Source organism: Pelagibius sp. Alg239-R121 (assembly GCF_947331435.1).
Lineage (GTDB): Bacteria > Pseudomonadota > Alphaproteobacteria > Kiloniellales > Kiloniellaceae > Denitrobaculum.
Window position 1 is genome coordinate 127,047 of sequence record NZ_CAMZOF010000005.1, and the last position, 21,977, is coordinate 149,023.

The following is a 21,977-nucleotide window of genomic DNA, read 5'->3' on the forward strand; positions in this document are numbered from 1 at the left end:
AAGCGTGACCAGCATGCAGCGCATCGACAGTCCTTCGAGAGTTTGGAGCCATTATGCAGGTTTGGTGATTCTCGCCATCATCTGCCTGACACCGATCTGGGTCATGATCTCGACTTCGTTCAAGAACGAAGTCCTGATTTTCGATGCAAAGCCGGTCTGGTTTTTCTTTTTCCCAACCATGGAGAACTACGATTACATCCTGACCCGGGGAAAGTTCGACCGTTACTTTATCAACTCGGTCATCGTGGCGACGATCTCGACCTTTCTGACGCTCTTTCTCGGTGGTCTCTGTGCCTATGCTCTCGCGCGTCTTGAATTCAAGGGCCGCCGTTTCGTCGCTAATGCAACTCTGCTGGTGCGCATGGTACCGCCTGCCGTGCTGGCGGTGCCGGCGTTCGCCATGGTGGTGACGCTTAGTCTGAACGCCGATCTGGCAGTCCTGATTTTCTTTTATACGGCGCTTAATCTTCCCTTTGCGATTTGGCTTCTCTTCGGATTCTACAAACAGATCCCGGTCGAATTGGAGGAGGCAGCGGTTGTCGATGGCGCGTCACCTCTGCAGGTCTTCTTCAAAGTTCTGTTTCCCATGATGAAGTCGGGTTACGCGGTCGCCGGAATATTTACGTTCCGTATCGCCTGGAACGAATTCATCCTGGCGCTTTTGCTGACGGGCCGGAAAACGCGGACTCTCCCTGTTGGCGCTGCGGGTTTTATCACCGACACCGGTGTGGAGTGGGGGCGCATCATGGCTATGGGCACCTTGATCGTCATTCCACCTTTGCTCTTCACCTTTTTCGCCGCACGTCAGATCATCAGCGGCTTGACGGCCGGCTCGGTCAAGGGTTGAGGGGGCAATGCCGTGAACAGTAATGACAGGATCCTAACAACCCATGTCGGCTCTCTTCCTCGTCCCGATCATGTCTGCGACCTGCTTCTTGCGAAAGAACGCGGCGAGATCGTGCGTCTTGAGGAATTCAATCAAGCGGTCGCGAAGGCCGTGGATGCGGTGGTTGGACGGCAGGTCGCCTGTGGTGTTGACGTCGTTTCGGATGGTGAATTTTCGAAAATCGGGTATGCCAACTACATCAAGGACCGCCTGACCGGATTCTCGGGAGACAGCGAGCGTATCCCGGGCGCGGACCTTGCTGAATTCCCAGGTTTCGCCAAGATGCTTGGCGAATGGCGCAAGAATGCTCTGCCCTTGCCGCGGCCCTGCTGTACAGGCGAAATTGCGGTCAAAGACCGTGAGCCACTCAAGGCCGACCTCTCTGCCTTTAAGAGTGCAGTGGATTCTCACAGGCCGATTGGGGCTTTCATGAACGCAGCATCGCCGGGTGTGATCGCGGTGTTTCAGCCTGATCGTTTCTACGGAAATCATCAAAGTTATCTGGAAGCTCTGGCCGCTGCCATGCGCGAAGAATACACCGCCATCGTGGAGGCGGGATTCATGCTGCAGATTGACTGTCCCGATCTTGCTATGGGCCGTCACACGATCTTTCAAAAGGAAGACGATGCGACCTTCCTGAAACATGCAGAAGAACAGATCGAGGCGCTGAATCATGCGCTCGAAGGCTTGCCGCCTGAGCGATTGCGCATGCACCTCTGCTGGGGAAATTACGAGGGGCCGCATCACAAGGATATCCCTTTGGAAAAGATTATCCATGTCGTGCTGAAGGCACGGCCGCAAACACTTCTGTTCGAAGCCTCCAACCCGCGCCATGCCCATGAATGGACCGTTTTCCGGGATGTAAAGATTCCCGAGGAAAAGATACTTGCTCCGGGCTGTATCGATTCGACCTCGAATTTTATTGAGCACCCCGAACTGGTCGCGCAGCGCATCGAAACCTTTGCCGCCATCGTTGGCCGGGACCGGGTCATTGCAGGTTCGGATTGCGGCTTCTCGACTTTTGCCGGCGATGGATTGGTTGATGCTGACGTTGCTTTTGCCAAGCTGAAGTCGCTTGCGCAGGGCGCAGAGATTGCGTCTGAACGCCTATGGTCCGCGCGGTGACACTGCCGGCACAAGATTTTGTTCTCGTGCATGGCGCCTGGCATGGTGGCTGGTGCTGGTCGGAAGTCGTAAACGCTTTGGAATCAGCCGGCCACAGGGCATTTGCGCCAACCCTTTCGGGCCTGGGCGCAGGGGCTGAAGATCTCACGCGTGCGACCGGCTTGGCCGATCATGTTGCCGATATCGAAGGCTTGTTGAGGGATGAGGACCTTCGAGATGTTGTGCTGGTGCTGCACTCCTATGGCGGTATGATCGGCCGGGTGCTGGAAGGTCGTTGTGCAGCGCGGCTTGCAGGTGTTGTCTACATCGAAGCTGTTGTGCCAGAGGATGGTGAAGCCTTATTGGACCTTATTCCGGCGTTAGCGCGCGATAACTTCCTGTCCGCGGCCAGGGAGCGCGGCGAGGGTTGGCGCATTCCACCTCCCGACCCGGCACAATTCGCTATTCGAGACCGCAATACGATCGACTATCTTTCCAGGCGGCTCACGGACCAGCCGCTCAAGGCCTTTACGGACAAGGTGACATTGGAGGCGTCGGGCTTTGCCGGGCCGAAGCTTTACCTCTACGCCAGTGACCGCCAACCACAGCCTTATCAAATTTTTGTCGACCGTTTTTTCGATGATGACGCTTGGTGCGTGACGGCGCTCACCGGTGGACATGAAATGATGCTCACCAATCCAGATGGTCTGGTTGAGACTTTGTTGCAATTTTCGATGGATGTGAAAGGTAAGGAAGAAGCGATGAGACTGGAACGAGACGTCGAGTATGATGAAAAGGTTGGTGCCTACTTTGGAAAAACCCGACCCATGGCGCAGGAAGACATGCTCGGACGGGTTTTTCGTTTCAATGAACTTCCGCACTCGGATATCGCCTTCATCGATGCGGTCGTGCCGGGGCATAGCCGGATTTTGATGGGGGCGTTAGGCGGCGGGACGTCTGACGAGAACCTGAGTTCCCAGGTCGAGCAGGCGGAGAACTATCACATCGATTTCATTCGTGCCAATCCCGGTAATGGTGCGGCCCTGCATTCGCACGACAGCGAGGAAACCTTCGTTTGCCTGACAGGACGCTGGAAGGTGTTCTGGGGTGACCAGGGCGAAGAAAGCGTTGAGCTTGGATACCTCGACGGTATCTGCTGTCCGTCCGGCGTGATGCGGGCATTTGAAAATATATCCGATAACGAAGCGCTGATGATGTCGATTCTGGGCGGCAAGGAGCCGGGTCACGTTGTCTGGGCCGATTCCATCCGGGGTAAATTAGCCGCAGCGAAGGAATAGCCGGACCGAGACCGCGAGTTACAACGCTCGGCTAAACCAGATCTACTCTAGCCTCGCTTTATCTCACGCCAACCGATATCACGTCTGCAAAAGCCGCCGGGCCAGTCAATACGATCGACGGCGGCGTAGGCGCGGCCTTGCGCCGCAGCAATAGCCGGCGCCTTGGCCGTGACGTTGAGGACGCGTCCGCCGTTGGCAAGAACCGCGCCGTCTTCTCCTATTTTCGTCCCCGCGTGAAAAACCACCACACCTTCTTCAGATCCGGCAGCGGACAGGCCGCCAATCGCATCGCCCTTGGCGTAGCTGCCGGGATAGCCTTGTGCTGCCATGACAACTGTCAGCGCTGTTTCGTCGTGCCACTGAAGCTTCACTTGATCGATGTTGCCGTCACAGGCTGCGATTAAAGCAGGCAGAAGGTCCGACTGGAGCCGCAGCATCAGCACCTGACATTCGGGATCTCCGAAACGGACGTTGTATTCGATCAGTTTGGGGCCCTCGGCGGTGAGCATCAGCCCAGCGAAGAGCACCCCGCGGAAAGGTTTGCCTTCGGAATGCAGTCCATCGATGGTCGGCTGGACGATTTCTTCCAGAACCCGTTGTTCCATCTCGGCGGTCAGCACCGGCGCGGGGGAATAGGCGCCCATGCCGCCGGTGTTAAGACCGGTATCGCCTTCGCCCACGCGCTTATGATCTTGGGCGGAGGCCAGAGCCAGCGCCGAGACGCCGTCGGTCAGGACGAAAAAGCTGGCCTCCTCGCCGGTCATGAATTCCTCAATCACCAATTCGGCGCCGGCTTCGCCGAAAACCGCATCGGTCATGGCAGCATCGACAGCCTGCTCTGCTTCCTCAATCGTCTCCGCGATGATCACACCCTTGCCGGCGGCCAGCCCGTCGGTCTTGACGACGATGGGCGCGCCTTGAGTACGGATAAAATCCTTGGCCGATGCGGGATCGCGAAAGCGGCCGTAGGCAGCGGTCGGTATGCCGTACTTGGCACAGATATCCTTCATGAAGCCTTTGGAGCCTTCGAGCGCGGCTGCAGCCGCCGAGGGGCCAAAGGTTTTTACACCAAGCGCAGTCAGGCGGTCGACCAGGCCTAAAACCAGTGGTCCTTCCGGGCCGACAACAACAAAATCGATCTTGTTTTCGCCACAATAATTGGCGATAGCCTCTAAGTCGTCAGCGCCGATCGCTACGCAGGTCGCAACCGAAGCGATCCCTGCATTGCCCGGCGCGCAATACAACTCGCTGCAGAGCGGCGACTTCGCAAGAGACCAACAAAGTGCGTGTTCACGCCCGCCGGAACCGATTACAAGAACTTTCATCAAAAAACTTCCCTCTTAGCCCGAGTCGTCCTTCACCGGGCGCGGCTTTTTAGCATAGGATGCCGACGCAATGAGCGACTTTTCTACAGACGGCGGCGGGCGGGTTCCAGGAGAACCACCCGGACCGGGCAACCTGCCGGAGTTTTCGGTCTCCGAAATCTCCCAGGCAGTAAAGCGGACCCTGGAGACCAGCTTCGAGCGGGTCCGGGTGCGCGGGGAAATCTCCGGCTTCAAACGGGCGGCGTCAGGCCATCTTTACATGGCATTGAAAGACGAATCGGCGGTGCTGGACGGAGTCTGCTGGCGCGGTGTTGCCGGCCGCCTGGGTATGCAGCCCGAAGACGGGATGGAGGTTATCGCCACGGGGCGACTGACCAGCTATCCCGGGCGCTCCAAATATCAAATCGTCATTGACGGAATGGAGCTGGCGGGCGCGGGCGCCCTGCTGAAGCTGCTGGAGGACCGCAAACGCAAACTGGCCGCCGAAGGCCTGTTCGACGCTGAACGCAAACGCAAACTACCCTTTCTGCCCAAGGTCATCGGCGTGGTTACTTCGCCGACCGGGGCCGTTATTCGCGACATCATGCACCGCCTGTCGGACCGGTTTCCGCGACGGGTACTGGTTTGGCCGGTTGTCGTGCAGGGCGATACGGCGGCGGAACAGGTCGCTGCGGCTATCCGCGGCTTCAACGGCTTTCCCCTGGAGGGCGCTGTCCCACGGCCCGATGTGCTGATTGTCGCGCGCGGAGGTGGAAGCCTGGAAGACCTTTGGGCTTTCAACGAAGAAGTGGTGGTCCGTGCTGCCGCGGAGTCCCAGATCCCTCTGATCTCGGCAGTCGGACATGAAACCGACACGACCCTGATCGATTTTGCGTCGGATCGCCGTGCGCCAACTCCGACGGCCGCAGCGGAAATCGCCGTGCCCGTGCGGGCCGAGCTGACGGCACAGACCCTTGATCTGGAGCGGCGTCTGCTGAGTGGTGCCGGCCGGTTTCTTGCCGAGCGCCGCATGGCGGTCGAAGGTCTGGGGCGCGGCTTGCCGGACCCGAAACGACTGCTCGAAGAAAAAGCGCAGCGCCTGGACGATTCGGCGGAACGTCTCTCCAATGCGATGGGCAATCTGGTCGCATACCGGCGCGGCGCTCTGGTGGAGCTGGCGGCACAACTCCCCCATCCGCGTCAGCAAATCCGCCTGTCACGCCAGCAGCTTACTGCCCAGAGCGAGCGGCTGCAGTCCCTTCGCCCGCGTCTGGTCGAGCCCTTTCGCCAGGCTTTCCAGCGGGTCGACGCCGCGCGGCGCCTTGGCGATTCCGGGCGCGATCTGATCCTGGAGCGGCGGCGCGCCGTTACCGAACTCAACCGCGTGCTCGAGAGTGTTTCCTATAAGAATGTGTTACAGCGCGGCTTTGCCGTGGTGCGAGGCAGCGTCGGCGCCGTGATGCGCGCAGCTGAAGTTTCCGACGGCATGAAGCTGGATATCGAGTTTCATGACGGTCAGGTTTCGACGTTCGCAGGCAAACCTTCCACTGCGGATTCTTCGGGGACGGGGCCTGCCGCGGGCAAGGGCTCCGATGCCGCAAAGGCCAAGCGGACTAAGCCTCAGGACAACAACCCGGTAAAAGACGACCCTCAAGGATCTTTGTTATGAATTGGACAAAGTTGAGTAATAGCATTCTGGCGTTTGTGCTGATGTTGGCATTTTCCGGCCCCGCCTCTGCTGCGGGGGATCTGGTTCTTGATGGCGACCTCGTTCAGGGTGGCTTGATCATCGGGAGCGTGCCTCCGGGGGCGGAAGTGCGGATCGGTGATCGGACATTGCGGGTCTCGGACAACGGGCGCTTTATCGTCGGATTCGGCCGAGACGCGGAGGCCGAGATCGAACTCAACGTCACCTATCCGGACGGCTCCAAAGAAGCCCGCCTGTTGCCCGTCAAGGCACGGACCTATGACATCCAACGTATCGACGGAGTGGCGAAGAAGTATGTCTCGCCGCCGCAAGAGGTGCTGGAACGGATCAAAAAGGAAAATGCCGAGATCGCCCGCGTCCGCGCCATCGATCACCCGGAGCCTCTGTTCGAAACCGGGTTCGTCTGGCCGGCGATCGGCCGGATCTCAGGCGTGTATGGCAGCCAGCGAATTTTCAACGGCGAACCGAAGCGGCCGCACTTCGGCGTCGATATCGCGGCGCCCAGGGGAACGCCGATTGCCGCGCCGGCAGATGGTGTGGTCACCCTCGCCGAGAAGGACCTCTATTACAGTGGCGGCACCGTCATTCTTGATCACGGGCATGGGCTGACCTCCGCCTTCCTTCATATGGACGCGGTTTCCGTCGAGGTCGGTCAGGAAATCAAACAAGGCACTGAAATCGGCAAGCTGGGCAGCACCGGCCGTTCAAGCGGCCCTCACCTGGACTGGCGGATCAATTGGTTTGACGAGCGCATCGACCCGCAGCTCCTGGTCGGACCCATGCCTGCCACGAACTAGCCCTGTTGTGCCGGCTATTCAGCTTTCAGGGCTCATGGAGTCGTAGGTTTTCTGTGGCCAGCGACGGTGCAGCCAAAGCCAATCCTCAGGCTTTTCCGCGATCCAGGTCTCGAGGCTTCTGTTGAGACTCTCCATTGCCGATGAAATGTCTTCCTTCCGGTTACCGCTGTCCGGATGCTCAATCGGCGGGTAACAGGTCATTCTAAACCGCCCCGCGCCGAGACGTTCTGTACGGACCGGGATAATGTTGCAGCCGAACCTGAGGCCCAGCTGCGCGGGTGCTGCCGGAGTCATGGCGGTATGGCCGAAAAAGGAGACCGGAATACCGTCGTTCATTTTCTGATCGAAAAGAATGCCCAGTACACCGCCGCGCTTTAAGAGCTGCAGCGCCTGGCGCGCGCCGTCGGATCCCTTGGAAATCCGCTTTCCGCCGGATGATCCGCGCAGCCGGTCGACGGCAGGCTGTACATAGGGATTGTTCGGCTCCCGGACGATGATCGTAAGGTCTACGCCATGCTGACCGGCGACGAAGGCCATGACTTCCCAGTTTGCCAGGTGTCCGGCCGCCAGGATCGAGCCGCGATCCGACTCTGCTGCCCCGTAGACATGGTCGGCTCCGACAACCTCGACCCGTCCGGCTTCGCGTGCCGTGATCTGATCGAGATGGGGATATTCAAACAGCACCCGGCCCAGATTGTCCCACATCCCGGCGACGATCTTTTCGATCTCCAGAGGCGTCTTGTCGGGAAAGGCAAGCCGCAGATTTCTGCGCGCACGCCGTGAAATCCCCAGGCGCGGCCCCACCATGCGCCCGAGCCAGCCGCCAAAATTCGATGCGACATCGACCGGGAACAGGCGGAACAGGCCGAGCGTCACGAAAAGGCCGGCAGCTTCGAAGGGGTGTTTGACGAACTTCTGGAACCGCTTGTTCGATCGCAATTTAGCCACTGACGGAGGATCCCTTTACAAATGGCCCGATCAGCACGTCAACGTCGCTCGAATTCTGCCAGGAGATTTCGATGGGCAGGGTTGCGATCCTGGAACGGTATTGAGGTGAAAGGCGCACGGTGTCCTTTTCCGTGGTAATTGCGATGGCGTTCAACGCGGCTGCCCGTTCGAGCAGTTCGTCGATCTCGCTGTCGGTATAAGGGTGATGGTCGGGAAAGTCTCGTGTTTCTAAGACCTCCAGTGATAAATCCCGCAGAGTTGCGTAAAACTTCTCCGGACGCCCAATCCCGGCAAAGGCGAAAACCGCCTGCTTTGCCCGATTTTCAGCGCTGGCTTTGGGCGCCAGCCCAGCCTGCAGCAGCGGGCGGTCAAATTCTTCAGTAAGTTTTTGTTGTAATGCTGCATTTTCGTTGCCAAGCAGGATGACGGCATCGGCCCGTGCCAGACCACGCTTCGCCGGTTCACGCAGGGGTCCGGCCGGCATCACGCGGCCGTTTCCCAGGCCGAACCCACTGTCGATCACGACCAATGAAAGATCTTTTTCCAAAGAAGGGTTTTGGAAACCGTCGTCCATGACGATGATGTCGGCACCGTCAGCTGCCGCAGCCTTAGCGCCTGAGGGCCGGTCGGCGGAGACCCATGTGGTTGCTTTTTCAGCAAGGAGCAAAGCCTCGTCTCCCACGTCTGCTGCGCTGTGACGGCCCAGTGCGACCTTTGTCGGACCTTTTTCGGTCCCGCCGTATCCGCGTGTCAGCGCGTGAACACACAGGCCACGCGACCGCAGGCGGCTGATCACGTCGAGAGCAACCGGTGTCTTGCCGGCACCGCCGGCGACAAGATTGCCGATACAGATGACGGGTATGCTCGATTTCTGCGGTGTTGTGAAACGGTTCCGCAACGCACCGCCTAATGCATAGAGAAAGGCCAGCGGTGACAGGAGGCGAGAAAGGAGTCCGTCCTCTGCCCAGAATTCAGGGGCGCGCATCGGCGGGCTCGATCGTGATCTGGCCAAAATGCCGGTCGGCTTCGGCGGTCAGCCTGTTCAGGCTTTCTTCCAGGTTTTGCCGGCAGCTTTCCAATTCCGTGTCATCGGCGTTTGAAGTGAGCGTTATGGGATCGCCGACCATTATGACGCCGCGGGCGAAGGGCAGGGGCAGGCAGAAACGGTCCCAGGATTTGAAGATCCTTCTTCGCGAGGTGTTACCGGTGATGGGTAGAATGGGCATGCCCGACAGCTGTGCCAGTTTGATGGACCCGGATTTCGCGCGCATTCTCGGTCCCCGGGGGCCGTCCGGGGTAATCCCAACAATGTCGCCCTGTTCCAGTATCCGCTGCATTGCCCGTAAAGCCGACATACCGCCCTTTTTGCTTGAGCCTTTGATGGTCGAAACGCCCAATCGTGCAATCGCCCGCGAGATCAGGACACCATCGCTGTGCGCCGAGATCAGCACATGGCACGGCCGCTCGCGGTTCCATGCACGGCGCAGGTACAGCATCCTGCCGTGCCAGAAGCAGGCGATAAAGGGTTGATTGCCCAAGCGAAGGGCTTTGGATACTTCAGACTCCTGAACCGTCCAGCGTACGGTCCGGGTGACCAACGTCACATAGCCGGCGGCGAGTGCCGCAATAAGAGCCTGGACTGTGCTGGATTTGAAAAATCGCTTGGAGAGGCGCATAACGGCGAATAAACAATCCTGCTAAGCTTGGATTCTCAGCTCGCCGGAGTCGTCGGGCTCCTCGCTCTGTTCAGCGAACTGCAGGGCGTAGAGCTTTGCATAGGCGCCACCTTTGGCCAACAGTTCCGCATGTCCGCCGCTTTCGATCACCCGGCCGCCGTCCATGACGTAGATGATGTCCGCTTCGACCACCGTCGAGAGCCGGTGCGCGATCACCACTGTGGTCTTTCCCGACATCAGTGTACTGAGCGCCGACTGCACCTTGCGCTCGGATTCGCTGTCGAGGGCTGAGGTGGCCTCATCCAACAGCAAAATGGATGCATCCCGAACCATCGCCCGGGCGATGGCGATGCGTTGACGCTGCCCTCCGGAGAGTTTGCTGCCCCGCGGTCCGACGTCGGTGGCATATCCGTCGGGCAACTCCTCGATAAAGTCATGAGCACCGGCATGCCGGGCGGCAGCAATGATCTCCTCGTCACTTGCCTCGGGCCGTCCATAGGCAATGTTGGCGCGCACCGTGTCATCGAACAGCAGCACTTCCTGGCTGACCAGGGCGATGGAGTTGCGCAGGCTGCGGAGGGTGACATCGCATATGTCTTGGCCGTCGATTGTCACCTGCCCGTTGTTCACGTCGTAGAACCGCGGAATGAGGTTGAGTAGGGTCGATTTGCCGGCACCCGAGGGTCCAACCAGGGCAACGGTCTTGCCCGCGGGCACCCTCAGGGACAGCTCGTGCAGCGCTGGCGCTTCGGGGTCGTAGCTGAAATCGACTTTGTCGAAGACAATTTCGCCGCCGGAAAGAACGAGCGCTTTCGCATTCGGCTGCTCAACGATGGTTTCTTCCTCGTCCAGCAGCGAAAACAGCCGTTGCGCGGCGGCCATGCCTTCCTGGAGGTTCACGTGCAGCCTGGCCAGTTTCTTGACCGGTTCATAGGCCAGTAGAAGCGCGAAAACAAAAGCAAAGAACGACCCTGGGTCCCGTACATCGTCAATAACCTGATTGCCGCCGTACAGCAGCACGGCGACGATCGCGAGACCGGAGAGAATTTCCATGACTGGGCGCAGGGTGGCGCGGGTTCGTGCGGCCTTGAGGTTCAGGGAAAAGACCTCGTCGATGGTGTTGCCGGCGCGCCGGGTTTCGTAGGTCTCCATGCAGTAGGCTTTAACGTAGCGGATCCCCTGGAAAGCCTCGTCCAATACGGTGGTCAGGTTGCCGACTTGGACCTGCGTATTGCCGGCAACCTTGCGCATCCGGCGTCCGACCCGGAGGATCGGCAGGATCGCGGTCGGAAAGGCAAACAGAGCCAGCGCCGATAGCTGCCAATCCTCGTAGAACATCACCGATGTCAGGCCGATCAGTGTCAGGCTGTCTTTGCCGATTGATGTCAGAGAGGTGGAGACAGCGGAGCGCAACAGATTGGCATCGTTGATAAAACGCGCGATCAGAACACCTGGTGCGACGCTGTGAAAGAAGGCCAAGGGTGCATCGATCAAGCGCTTGAAAAGCTGGGTCTGTATGTCGGCCACGATTCGGTGCCCGACGAAACTCATCAGCACGGTTTGGGCATAGTCCGCGATGCCTTTGGCCGCGAACACCACAAGACAGGCAATGGCGATGGGAATCAGCGCATCTTCGTTCTTACTGACGAAAATCTCGTTGATGATCGGCTTAATAAGCTGCGGGAACGCGGCTGTGCAGGCGGCGACGATGGCCATGCAAATCACGGCCATGACAATCCGCGAAACCTGCGGCTTTACATATACACGGATCAGACGCCCCAAAAGCACCTTGGTGGTCGCATCCAGTGCCAGCTTGACTTTCGCCGGTTTGTCGGCCGCTAAAGATGTTTCGGTCAAAGTTCGCCTGTTCAAGATAAATGTCGCGCGGACCTTACCATGCGCCGCAAGCGCAGCACTAGAGTCTGATCGTTTTTTACTGTTTTAGTATAAACGTAAATCAGACTCTTCTTCTTATGGTTAGAGGGCGATTGACGTTCTTAATCGTTTTAATCAAGAACGATCGCATTCTGGCGCGCTGTTAAGTGACTGTTGCTTTGACTTTACGTTCACGGAAAGACACGTAAACCCCGCTCGCGATCACGATGGCAACGCCGGCCCAGGTCCAGGAGTCGGGAAAATCACCGAAAGCCAAAAATCCGACGGCGGTCGCCATGACAATCTCTGAATAGCCATAAGGCGCAAGCAGGGACGCGGGCGCCATGTCGAACGCCTTGATAACCAGCAGATGCCCGGTTGCCGCAATTATGCCTAACGCAGCGATCAGAAAGATCTGCTCCAGGTTTGGTGTGATCCAGGTGAAGGGAACGACGAAAGAAAGCACCACGGCCCCAACAAGTGCTGTGTAGAAAAGGGTGATTGAAGGGGGCGCGCTGCCGGCCAGACGTCGTGTCGAGATGAGATAGAAGGCATAGCAGACTCCGGCTGCGAGTGCGAAGGGTGCGCCGCTGCCGAACATTTCGGGACCAGGGCGGATAATGATGCAGGCACCGAGAAAGCCGACCAGCACCGCACTCCAGCGGCGCAGACCCACCGTTTCGCCCAGCAACCAAGGAGAGAGTGCGGTGACCACGAGCGGCGAGACAAAGATGATGGCCAGTGCATCGGCCAGGGGCATAAGTGAAATTGCCCAGAAAAAACAAACGGTCGAGATCAGAAGAAGCGCGCCCCGCACCACTTGAAGAAGCGGCCGCCTGGGCAATAGCGCTTTGGGTTTGTGTTTGATCAGAACGATTGGCAGCAGGATCGCAAAGTGAGCGAAGTATCTTGCCCAACTAACCTGCAGGACTGACATCTCCGTACTCAGGTGCTTGGCGATACCGTCCATGAAGGGCACGATTGCCATCGCCAGAACATAGAGGATGATACCCTTGAGCGCCGACGATCTGACGATTTCCTGTTGTATTGGGATGGCTTGTGGCGTCATGACTGATCCATTATCCGGCAGCGCCGGGTCGGTTGTTGTTTCATACTGACGGAATTAAAGGGCGTGTCCGTTTTCCTTGCGGACCGACACCAGCCTGCAGGGGCAATCGTTTTTGGTGACCGGCTTCCCGAAAGACGTTCTGCAGGCAGTATTCGATGGTGGAAAGCACTTAAAGAAACAGGTGTCTTGCGCCCGAGGTCCCCGAACAATTAAACCTTCGAAAAATCGGACCTCTCTGCTTTTCAGACCCTTTTTTCTTCAGGTTTCGGCGCTTCGGGCTTGACCTGCTCAAGCCCCCGCGATGGTCATACCTTCGATCCGCAGGGTTGGCGCATTGGTTCCATAGCGAAAGACGAGGTCGTTTGCAGGGGTCAAGTTCAGGAACATGTCCTTCAGATTACCTGCAATGGTCGCCTCCGAGACGGCGTGGGTGATAACGCCGTTCTCGATCCAAAAGCCAGCTGCACCGCGGCTGTAATCGCCGGTGACACCGTTCACGCCCATGCCCATGAGTTCTGTGACATAGATGCCGCTGGAGATATCGGCGATCAGTTCGTCGGGCGACTGAGATCCGGCCTCCATGTGCAGGTTGGTGGTGGACGGACTTGGCGGGCTTGAGGTGCCGCGCGACGCATGGCCGGTGGTGGCGAGGCCCAGTTGCCGGGAAGAACGTAAGTCCATAATCCAGGTCGTGAGGCGGCCGTTTTCCACAATGGAGCGGCGTTTGTTGGCGACTCCTTCGCCGTCGAAGGGCTTGGAACTCAGCCCGCGCGGTCGGTGCGGATCGTCGACAATCGTAATCCCTTCAGCGAAGATCTGGGCATCGAGCTTGTCTTTCAAAAAGCTGGTTCCGCGCGCGATGCCTGCACCATTGATGGCGCCCGCAAGATGGCGGAGCAGCCCGCCCGAAGTCCGAGGATCGAAAACCACACTTGCGTGGCCCGTTGCGGGTTTTTGCGGGTTCAGTCTCCGAACCGCCTTTTCACCGGCTTTTCGACCGATCGCGTCTGAGGCTTCCAGGTCCGATCCATAGACCGCGCTGGAGAAATCGTAATCTCGTTCCATTCCGCTGCCTTCGCCGGCGAGGACGGCGATGCCAACCGAATGACCGGAAGAGGCATAGCTGGCGGCGAAGCCTGTGCTTGTGGCAAGTGCGACATGGGTCGAACCCCATCCCGCCTCGGCGCCTTCCGAATTAGTGACGCCTGAAACCGCCATGGCCGCTTCCTCGCAAAGGCGCGCTCGTTCGATCAGGGTCTCGGGTGTGGGCTCTTCCGCGTCGTAGAGATCGATCTCCGGGATAGTGGTGGCCAGAAGTTCTGGATCAGCCAAGCCACAGTATTCGTCTTCCGGAACCTGGCCGGCCATCGCGACGGCACGCTCTGCAAGTGCCGAAAGAGTTTCATCCGCCATATCGGTCGAGGACACCATGGCCTGCCGTTGTCCTTTGAACACGCGCAAACCCAGGTCCCTGCTTTCTTCCCGTTCCATTCGTTCGGTTTGACCGAGGCGTTGAGAGTGGGAAAGAGCAGCCGATTCGAACACCAGTGCATCTGCGGCGTCTGCGCCGAGAGCTTTGGCCTTTTTGATCAGGTCTTCGAGCAGATTGAGGGCTTCGCTATCGGTGGTCATGAAAGAGATCCTGAACTGGAAGGGCGGTGGCGTGTAGTTAGTCTTGACTGCTCATATATGTGCAACGGTCGCTACAACGCAATCTATTCGGTGTTATGGATTTGCATAAAGCGCTGCGACTTCGAGGCGTGCCTTAGCAGTTGTGCAGGCGCTTCTCGTAGCGATAGACGGCATCCTGGCCCCGCAGCGTCGGGAAGTTTCTGTCGAAAACACCCTTGTGATCATAGCCGGCTTTGCTCAACACACGCTGAGAGGCGTGATTGCTGACAAAGGTTTCGGCGGCCAATCGATCAATTCCAAGCGCTTCGGCGACACTTTCGATCGCTTTGACGGCTTCCGTGGCATAGCCGTGAGACCAGTAGGGGCGGCCGACCCAGTAACCCAGTTCGGGCACCGATTCATCGGTATTGAGCCCGATGACGCCGAGAAAGTCTTTATCGCTTTTTCTAACGATCCCGAAAGTGCAGGAACCTGGTGCCGAGTGGTCTGCTATCCAGTTTTTGGCGGATTGCGGTGTGCAGGGATGCGGCATCCGGACCATCATCGAGATCGATTTTCGGTCGCCGCCCAGGAGCAGGGCAAAATTCCGGGCGTCTTCATAGGTGAGAGGGTGAAGACATATACGGGGTGTGTCGCTCTTTAGAGTTTGCTCCATACTATCCTGTAGCTTTTTTCGCCAGAGCATGTTCCGAAGGGACGAGCTTATAGTGAGGCGATCCGAATTTGAAGCAAGAGTGCTAAACACTGCCCTTGCGCTCAATAACCAGAATACGTGCAATGACGTCTCTATGAGTCATTATCAACGCTCCTTGGTATCAGCTTCATCGGTCCAATGGAGCCGGACGGTCGCACCATCGATTTCGGCGACCGCCCAGGCATCCCAGCCACATTTTTCCGGTAAAAGCTGCCGCGGTGAGAAACTCCATTTGCCTTGCTCCCCGCTGTTCAGCCTTTGCTAGAGCCCAGTCGGTCAGTTCGACATCCCGCTGGCCTGATTGGCTGCACTGGTGACAGCCATGAGAGACGCTTTCACAATGTTCGGGTGCCGGCCGACACCCCAGATTTTGTGGCCTTCTCCGGTTTCAACCTCGACATAGGCGACGGCCGTTGCGTCCGAGCTGCTGCCGGTGGAATGCTCATAGTAGTTCAGCACCGATATTTCGATGCCGATTTCTGTTTTCAGGGCGTTGGTGTAGGCTGCGATGGGGCCATTGCCCTGACCGGTGATTTCCCGCTCCTCGCCTTTGATCTTCAAGGTCGCCGTCAAAACACGCTGTTCCGAGGCATGGGCATCCGGAACGGAGCGATGATCGACGAATTCGATCGGCCCTTTCGACGAGAGATAGGTGTCCTGGAAACTCTGCCAGATGTGCTCCGGGCTGATTTCCTTGCCGGTGTTGTCGGCATCTTCCTGGATGCGCTGCGTGAACTCCACCTGCAGGCCGCGCGGCAGCTCCAGGTGATACTCGCTTTGCAGAATGTAGGCGACACCGCCTTTGCCTGACTGGCTGTTGATCCGAATGATGGCTTCGTAGTTGCGGCCGACGTCCTGCGGATCGATAGGCAGGTAAGGAACCTCCCAGACGCCGCTGTTGCTTTGCTTCATCGCCGACATGCCCTTTTTGATCGCGTCCTGATGTGATCCCGAGAAGGCCGTGTACACCAGATCACCGGCATAAGGATGACGGGGATGTACGGGGAGCTGATTGCAGTATTCGGCGGTTTCGCGCAATTCGTCGATATTGCTGACATCCAGTTCCGGATCTACTCCCTGGGTGAACATGTTCAAGGCGATATTGACGACATCGACATTGCCTGTCCGCTCTCCATTCCCGAACAAGGTTCCTTCGATGCGGTCTGCACCGGCGACAAAACCCAGTTCGGCCGCAGCCACACCGGTTCCGCGGTCGTTGTGCGGATGCAGACTCAAAGTGATGCTTTCACGGTTCTTGATGTTGCGACTGAACCACTCGATCTGATCCGCGTAGATGTTAGGTGTCGCCATCTCGACGGTCGCAGGCAGATTGAGGATGACCTTTTTCTCAGGCGTCGGCTGCCAGACATCCATAACCGCTTCGCAAACTTCGACGGCAAAGTCCAACTCGGTGCCGGTGAAGCTTTCTGGCGAGTACTGATGGATGATCTCTGTTTCAGGCACGGTCGCCATCAGCTTTTTGACCAGCTTCGCACCTTCCACGGCGATATCGATGATACCCTGGCGATCTAACCCGAAAACGACGCGCCGCTGCAGAGTTGAAGTCGAGTTATAGAGATGAACGATTGCCCGTTTTGCGCCCTTGATGGATTCGAAAGTGCGTTCGATCAAGTGATCACGTGCCTGGGTCAGGACCTGGATCGTGACGTCGTCCGGGATCAGGTCCTCTTCGATGAGTTCACGCACGAAGTCGAAATCGGTCTGAGAGGCTGAGGGAAACCCGACTTCGATCTCCTTGAAGCCCATTTCGACCAGCATGTGAAACATGCGGCGCTTTCTCGCCGGGTCCATGGGTTCGATCAGCGCCTGGTTGCCGTCGCGCAGATCGACGCTGCACCAGATAGGGGCCTTGGTGATCGCTTTGCCCGGCCACTGGCGGTCCGGCAGGTTGACCGGTTGGAACGGTCGGTATTTTTCGATCGGCATGCGGTTCATGACTTGGGTCTCTCTCCAATTGCCGGTGGCGCTTGCGCCTTGCGCGAGCCGCAGCAGCCGGCGTTAGGTTATATCTTGGTCTTATGGCTTGTTTATCTATTTGCGGATGGAAGCTCCAGCCACCGGGGCGCCGCTAGGCCCGGCGACCGTTAATAAGTCGGTGCTCAAGAAGCCGATGCAGGAGTGAGATGCAAACGGGCGCCGCGCAGGCGGGCTTAACGCGCGCAGACGTTGGAGAGCAGGACTGAGGGAAACTAAAATGAGCGGACATGACGCTTGGACCTATGGACAACCTGTTAACGACTTGGACGAAGATCGTACGTGATCTTTCCCGACTCTCCCTTTAGGAGGCCGGGTTAATAAGTCGTAGGATGTTGTCCGATCCGAAATTTGTCATGGCGCTAACATTGCCGCCTTTTCTCACTAGGTCAAGCTTTCTGGTCCACGGGCCAGATGGTAAAGCGGCAGCTTGGAAAATCCTGGACAGGATAAGCCCCAGGCACTGGTCTCCGCTTCCCGGCAATCGCGGGGAACGCACCTTCAGAGGTCTTCGACGGATCGCCTGAAGAAATCGATGACGACAAACAGCATGTTGACTGTGACTCCATCGGCAGAAAGCGGCATCAAAATGTCTTCCGAGACCGCAAAATCCTTGTTCCTGCCTGTATAAGGGATTTCAGTGGTCATTGGGATTTTCTGTTTCGATACGGTCTCGCAGCTGGACCAGATGGTGCTCGGTGGCTTCTGGTGCGGAATCTCCGACATCCATTTTCCGGTGTGGTCGTTGTTGAGCTGGGACACGATTTTCGTACCGATCAGCCGATATCGGAAGTCCAGAGGATCATTTGCGACGTCAAGGAGCACGACATTCGGCAGAAGGTCCCGAATGTCGAGCGGGTCAAGGTCCGCACGGGACGGCATTGGACGTGAGTCCCTTATCTTGATCCAATAATCCAACGCTTGCCGATTAATGCTCGAGCGAAGCGCCAGCGTAGCGGCTACGGATGGCGTGCAGTTCGCGATACGGGTCTCGGCAATACCCGGCTTTGCGACCAAAAAGCTTTCGGTGGCTGTTTCGCTCTCAGGGCGATCGGATTTCGTTTTATCAGAACCGTTTGGAGACAAAGTTTTGAACATTCTAACAAGTTTGGCCTAAGCCGAAGTGTTGAAGCCCCAACCCTCCAACGCGCCAAATACTCGCTTTTTGATTAACTTGATGCAAACGTATTTTTATTTCCAGATTGATTTCCCCGAGCCGGGAAGACCATATTCGGACCAGCGATGGTTGACTTTGTCGACTACTTTTTCGGACATAAGTATTTGTGTTCCCCATTCCCGCTTTGTCTCTGGCGGCCATTTGTCGGTCGCGTCCAAGCCGATTTTGGATCCCAGTCCGCTTTCCGGTGAGGCGAAGTCTAGGTAATCGATAGGGGTGTTTTCGATAACGGTGATATCGCGCGCCGGATCCATGCGGGTTGAGACGGCCCAGATCACGTCTTTCCAGTCCCGGGCATCGATATCGTGGTCCACGACGATCACCCACTTGGTGTACATGAACTGGCGCAGATAGGACCAAACGCCGAGCATGACCCGCTTGGCATGACCGGGATAGGCTTTCTTCATGGATACGACAGCGACACGGTAGCTGCAGCCCTCCGGCGGCAGCCAGAAGTCGACGATTTCAGGGAACTGCTGCTGTAGCAGGGGAATGAAGACCTCGTTCAAAGCCTCTCCCAGTATCGAGGGCTCGTCGGGTGGACGCCCGGTAAAGGTGCTTAGGTAGATCGGCTTACGGCGCATGGTTATGGCGGTCACGGTAAAGACCGGAAAAGATTCGACCGAATTGTAGTACCCCGTATGGTCGCCGTAGGGGCCTTCGTCACCGTAGTCGTCCAGGCTGACATGACCTTCGAGCACGATCTCAGCCTGGGCTGGGACCTTCAGGGGGACGGTTTTGCAGTCCACCAGTTCGACCTTCTGGCCACGCAGCAATCCTGCAAAGTGATATTCTGACAGGGTGTCGGGCACCGGGGTTACTGCCGCGATGATGGTTCCAGGATCCGCGCCGATCACCACTGCCGCCGGAAGAGGCTCGGTCTTTTCGCTCTTCCAGCGCTGATGGTGTTGGGCGCCCCCTCTGTGCTTGAGCCAGCGCATCAAGGTCCGGTTCCGGCCAAGCACCTGCATCCTGTAGATGCCAAGATTGAAATCGTCGGTTTTGCCCTTGCCCGGACCCTTCGTCACCACCAAGGGCCAGGTGATCAGTGGTGCCGGCTCGCCGGGCCAGCAAGTCTGGATAGGGATCTGCGAAAGATCAATATCATCTCCCTGAAGCACCACTTCCTGACAAGGCGCAGTGGAGACGGTCTTTGGCTTCATCGCCATAACGGTCTTCAGCAGGGGCAGGGAATCCCACGCTTCCTTGAGGCTGCCGGGCGGTTCGGGTTGGCGCAGGAACGCAAGGGTATCACCGACCTCGCGCAATTGGTCCGGCTCGCGTTCGATACCCCAGGCCACCCGTTCAACCGTCCCAAAGAGGTTTGCCAGAACAGGCATGTCATAGGGAGAACCGTCGGCGCGCTGGACGTTCTCGAACAGGACAGCAGGGCCGCCTTCGGCCAGCAAGCGGGTCTGGATCTCGGTTATCTCCAGCTCGGCGCAGACAGGGGCCGAGACACGGGTCAGGCGGCCAGTCTCTTCAAGCCGGTCGATGAAATCGCGGAGCGAATTATATGGCATAGAGGTTCGAATCCTTGCGGACAGGTACAATCCGGCGGTACCCGGCGCAGTTTATGGAGGCATGGTCTAGTCGGGCTCGACGAGCAGTACAGTGCCTTCAATGGCCGTGACGCGCACCTTGCTTCCGGCCGGTAGGTCGCCGCCGCGAATTTTCCAGATAACACCGTCAATCTTCAGCTTGGCATGCCCGTCGACGATGGCGTCATCGATCGTGAAGCTGCGGTCCACGTACTGGGTTCCGCGGCGATTAAGATTGGGGGCGATGGCCTTGGCGGGATTGCGGCTTCTGTAAATCCGCCAAATTGCGACCGAGGCGACCGACAATACGGCGAAGACCAGGAGCTGATATTCCCAGTCGATACCCGGAAACAGCATCAGAACAAAGCCGACGATCGCTGCCGACACACCCATCCAGATAAAGGCGGCACTGGGGGCGAAGACCTCGATGGCCGCAAAAGCGACCGCGGCGATCCACCAGTGCCAGAATTCGATTTGGTCGAAGCCGATCATCCTTCACCGCCTTCATTGTCCCACGGGCCGCGGCGGCGTTCTTCCTTCTTGGCTTCTCGCTCGGCAAGGGAATCTTTAGCGATTTCCGCGATACCGCCGATTGCCCCGATAACTCCGGCCGCGTCGACAGGCAGAAAGAATGTCTTCTGGTTGGGCGAATTGGCGAACTGCCCCAGAGCGTCGACATAGCGCTGCGCCACGAAGTAGTTGATGGCATTGACATCGCCCTCGGCGATCGCGGAAGAAACCACTTCCGTCGCCTTGGCTTCCGCCTCGGCCTCACGCTCTCTGGCTTCCGCATCCTTGAAAGCGGCCTCCCGGCGGCCTTCGGCTTCCAGAACCGCGGCTTGCTTGGCACCCTCGGCCTTGAGGATCTGGCCTTGCCGCTCGCCTTCGGCTTCCAGGATTGTCGCGCGCTTTTCACGCTCAGCCTTCATCTGGCGCGCCATGGAATCCACCAGATCGCTGGGCGGCGTGATGTCCTTGATCTCGATTCTGGTAACCTTGACCCCCCAGGGTTCGGTCGCGTCGTCGACTACGGTCAACAGCTCCGCATTGATTTTGTCGCGCTTTGAGAGCAGTTCGTCGAGGTCCATGGACCCCATGACGGTTCTGACGTTGGTCATGGTCAGATTGAGGATCGCGCGCTCGAGGTTCCGTACCTGATAGGCCGCATTTGCCGCATCCAGGACCTGATAGAAGACGACGCCGTCAACCTGGACCACCGCATTGTCTTTGGTGATGACTTCCTGGGACGGGACGTCCATGACCGTTTCCATCATGTTCAGTTCAGCACCGACTTTGTCGATAACCGGAACGATGAGATTAAGCCCGGGCGTGAGGGTCTTGGTATAGCGGCCAAAGCGCTCGACGGTGTACTCCATGCCCTGCGGAACGGATTTGACCCCCATGAAAATGAGGATGAGCGCGAAAACCACGACAACGATGACGAAGATGGAAAAGGCCGGGATATCAAACGGCATATGCACTCTCTCTAGATACGGCCCAGGAAGACGGGCTGTGGAAATTCACTTCATGTGCCGCTTTCGGCGGTACCATTGCAGGCGGGATATTACCGGCATCCGTGCGTGCGCGAAAGCGTTTGACTGAGAAGGGATTGCTGTCAGGGGCGGCTCGGACGCGGAAGAGTTGAGTTTAAGTCGCTATTTTCACTCGGTTTTTGCCCAAAATCCGCCGTATTTCCGCCCTCATTACGCCTAAAGAAGAGCTGAAATAATAATGGTAAAGTCCGGGATGAGCACTAGCGCCGGGCGATAAATTACCCGTCAACTCAGGGTCGTGCCGTAAGCTTTTGACTTATGGGGATTTTGCCCTGGCGAAATTTTTCGGCTACGGGGGCAATCTACAGAAGAAAGCAATAATCGAGGTATGTTTTTTTTTCAAGGCAGAAAGGTTCATGAAGGGTTTATTTGTTACTATTACAAATATGTGAATTGGAATAAGATTCCATGAGGTTATGGTGAGAGACGACGGTTTACGTCGGCTAGACCGTGCCGGACCAAATAGGCGAAGCAACGTCTGAGAAGAAGACATGGCGCAATTTTACGTAGTTGGTGGCGAGTACGTCGATACCCGGTTTCAGGATGCAGTGGGTGGCGACGAACAGTGGATCGGGCCGTTTGGGAATTACGAAGCGGCAAAGGAAGAGTGGGCGAAACGAGCGTGGCTGACGGTTGACGACTGTGCGACCCGCTATCGTATCGAACGCATCGACCCCGACGCACCGCCGCTCTGCACCGACTGAACATTAGATCCTGATT

19 protein-coding genes are annotated in these 21,977 nt (G+C 57.8%); 6 read left to right on the plus strand and 13 right to left on the minus strand.

The window, feature by feature from the left end:
- Positions 1 to 13: 13 nt before the first annotated feature.
- The 3 genes from QMZ18_RS16970 to QMZ18_RS16980 are packed head-to-tail and all read left to right on the plus strand — an operon-like array spanning position 14 to position 3,288.
- Positions 14 to 847 (plus strand): carbohydrate ABC transporter permease, encoded by an 834-nt coding sequence (locus QMZ18_RS16970; protein WP_282607904.1) that lies wholly within the window; start codon positions 14 to 16, stop codon positions 845 to 847.
- A 12-nt stretch (positions 848 to 859) separates the two neighbouring features.
- On the plus strand, positions 860 to 2,011 hold the full coding sequence (locus tag QMZ18_RS16975; RefSeq protein ID WP_282607516.1) for a cobalamin-independent methionine synthase II family protein: 1,152 nt from the start codon (positions 860 to 862) through the stop codon (positions 2,009 to 2,011).
- Entirely contained in the window at positions 1,996 to 3,288 is a 1,293-nt protein-coding gene (locus QMZ18_RS16980) for an alpha/beta fold hydrolase (RefSeq protein ID WP_282607517.1), read from the plus strand. Before QMZ18_RS16975 ends, QMZ18_RS16980 begins: the two co-directional genes overlap by 16 nt.
- A 47-nt stretch (positions 3,289 to 3,335) precedes the next feature.
- Here QMZ18_RS16980 and purD read toward each other — a convergent pair whose 3' ends face one another.
- Complete coding sequence (purD, locus tag QMZ18_RS16985; protein ID WP_282607518.1) at positions 3,336 to 4,613, minus strand: phosphoribosylamine--glycine ligase; 1,278 nt, start codon at positions 4,611 to 4,613, stop codon at positions 3,336 to 3,338.
- A gap of 70 nt (positions 4,614 to 4,683) precedes the next feature.
- Here purD and xseA point away from each other — a divergent pair, with 70 nt between their 5' ends.
- Positions 4,684 to 6,261, plus strand: a complete 1,578-nt coding sequence (gene xseA, locus QMZ18_RS16990) for an exodeoxyribonuclease VII large subunit (protein ID WP_282607519.1) — start codon at positions 4,684 to 4,686, stop codon at positions 6,259 to 6,261.
- Complete coding sequence (locus QMZ18_RS16995) at positions 6,258 to 7,097, plus strand: peptidoglycan DD-metalloendopeptidase family protein (RefSeq protein WP_282607520.1); 840 nt, start codon at positions 6,258 to 6,260, stop codon at positions 7,095 to 7,097. The genes xseA and QMZ18_RS16995 overlap by 4 nt, the downstream gene beginning before the upstream one ends.
- 18 nt (positions 7,098 to 7,115) lie before the next feature.
- Here QMZ18_RS16995 and QMZ18_RS17000 read toward each other — a convergent pair whose 3' ends face one another.
- The 12 genes from QMZ18_RS17000 to QMZ18_RS17055 all read right to left on the minus strand — a co-directional run bounded on the left by QMZ18_RS17000 (position 7,116) and on the right by QMZ18_RS17055 (position 21,179).
- A complete protein-coding gene (locus QMZ18_RS17000) occupies positions 7,116 to 8,045 on the minus strand; it encodes a lipid A biosynthesis lauroyl acyltransferase (protein ID WP_282607521.1) in 930 nt (309 codons plus the stop codon).
- Positions 8,038 to 9,030, minus strand: coding sequence for a tetraacyldisaccharide 4'-kinase (gene lpxK / locus QMZ18_RS17005; protein ID WP_282607522.1), 993 nt, complete (start codon positions 9,028 to 9,030; stop codon positions 8,038 to 8,040). The genes QMZ18_RS17000 and lpxK overlap by 8 nt, the downstream gene beginning before the upstream one ends.
- A complete protein-coding gene (locus QMZ18_RS17010) occupies positions 9,017 to 9,721 on the minus strand; it encodes a lysophospholipid acyltransferase family protein (RefSeq protein WP_282607523.1) in 705 nt (234 codons plus the stop codon). Before QMZ18_RS17010 ends, lpxK begins: the two co-directional genes overlap by 14 nt.
- 21 nt (positions 9,722 to 9,742) lie before the next feature.
- Positions 9,743 to 11,578 carry an ABC transporter ATP-binding protein gene (locus tag QMZ18_RS17015; RefSeq protein WP_282607524.1) on the minus strand — a complete coding sequence of 612 codons (1,836 nt, stop codon included), beginning with the start codon at positions 11,576 to 11,578 and terminating at the stop codon, positions 9,743 to 9,745.
- A gap of 181 nt (positions 11,579 to 11,759) precedes the next feature.
- The gene (locus QMZ18_RS17020) at positions 11,760 to 12,665 is read right to left on the minus strand and encodes a DMT family transporter (RefSeq protein ID WP_282607525.1); all 906 of its coding nucleotides are present in this window, start codon (positions 12,663 to 12,665) and stop codon (positions 11,760 to 11,762) included.
- Between the two features lie 288 nt (positions 12,666 to 12,953).
- The gene (locus tag QMZ18_RS17025) at positions 12,954 to 14,297 is read right to left on the minus strand and encodes a TldD/PmbA family protein (RefSeq protein WP_282607526.1); all 1,344 of its coding nucleotides are present in this window, start codon (positions 14,295 to 14,297) and stop codon (positions 12,954 to 12,956) included.
- A gap of 133 nt (positions 14,298 to 14,430) precedes the next feature.
- A complete protein-coding gene (locus tag QMZ18_RS17030; protein WP_282607527.1) occupies positions 14,431 to 14,952 on the minus strand; it encodes a GNAT family N-acetyltransferase in 522 nt (173 codons plus the stop codon).
- 315 nt (positions 14,953 to 15,267) lie between these two features.
- On the minus strand, positions 15,268 to 16,947 hold the full coding sequence (gene leuA, locus QMZ18_RS17035; RefSeq protein WP_282607528.1) for a 2-isopropylmalate synthase: 1,680 nt from the start codon (positions 16,945 to 16,947) through the stop codon (positions 15,268 to 15,270).
- Positions 16,948 to 17,487: 540 nt separating this feature from the next.
- Positions 17,488 to 18,084, minus strand: a complete 597-nt coding sequence (locus QMZ18_RS17040) for a PAS domain-containing protein (RefSeq protein ID WP_282607529.1) — start codon at positions 18,082 to 18,084, stop codon at positions 17,488 to 17,490.
- Between the two features lie 93 nt (positions 18,085 to 18,177).
- Positions 18,178 to 19,686 (minus strand): UbiD family decarboxylase, encoded by a 1,509-nt coding sequence (locus QMZ18_RS17045; RefSeq protein WP_282607530.1) that lies wholly within the window; start codon positions 19,684 to 19,686, stop codon positions 18,178 to 18,180.
- A gap of 66 nt (positions 19,687 to 19,752) precedes the next feature.
- Positions 19,753 to 20,196: an NfeD family protein gene (locus QMZ18_RS17050; RefSeq protein WP_282607531.1), complete on the minus strand. Its 444-nt coding sequence runs from the start codon at positions 20,194 to 20,196 to the stop codon at positions 19,753 to 19,755.
- Entirely contained in the window at positions 20,193 to 21,179 is a 987-nt protein-coding gene (locus QMZ18_RS17055; protein ID WP_282607532.1) for an SPFH domain-containing protein, read from the minus strand. The genes QMZ18_RS17050 and QMZ18_RS17055 overlap by 4 nt, the downstream gene beginning before the upstream one ends.
- 569 nt (positions 21,180 to 21,748) lie before the next feature.
- On the opposite strand from QMZ18_RS17055, the gene QMZ18_RS17060 reads away from it, so the two are divergent.
- The gene (locus QMZ18_RS17060; RefSeq protein WP_282607533.1) at positions 21,749 to 21,961 is read left to right on the plus strand and encodes a DUF4170 domain-containing protein; all 213 of its coding nucleotides are present in this window, start codon (positions 21,749 to 21,751) and stop codon (positions 21,959 to 21,961) included.
- Positions 21,962 to 21,977 lie beyond the last annotated feature (16 nt).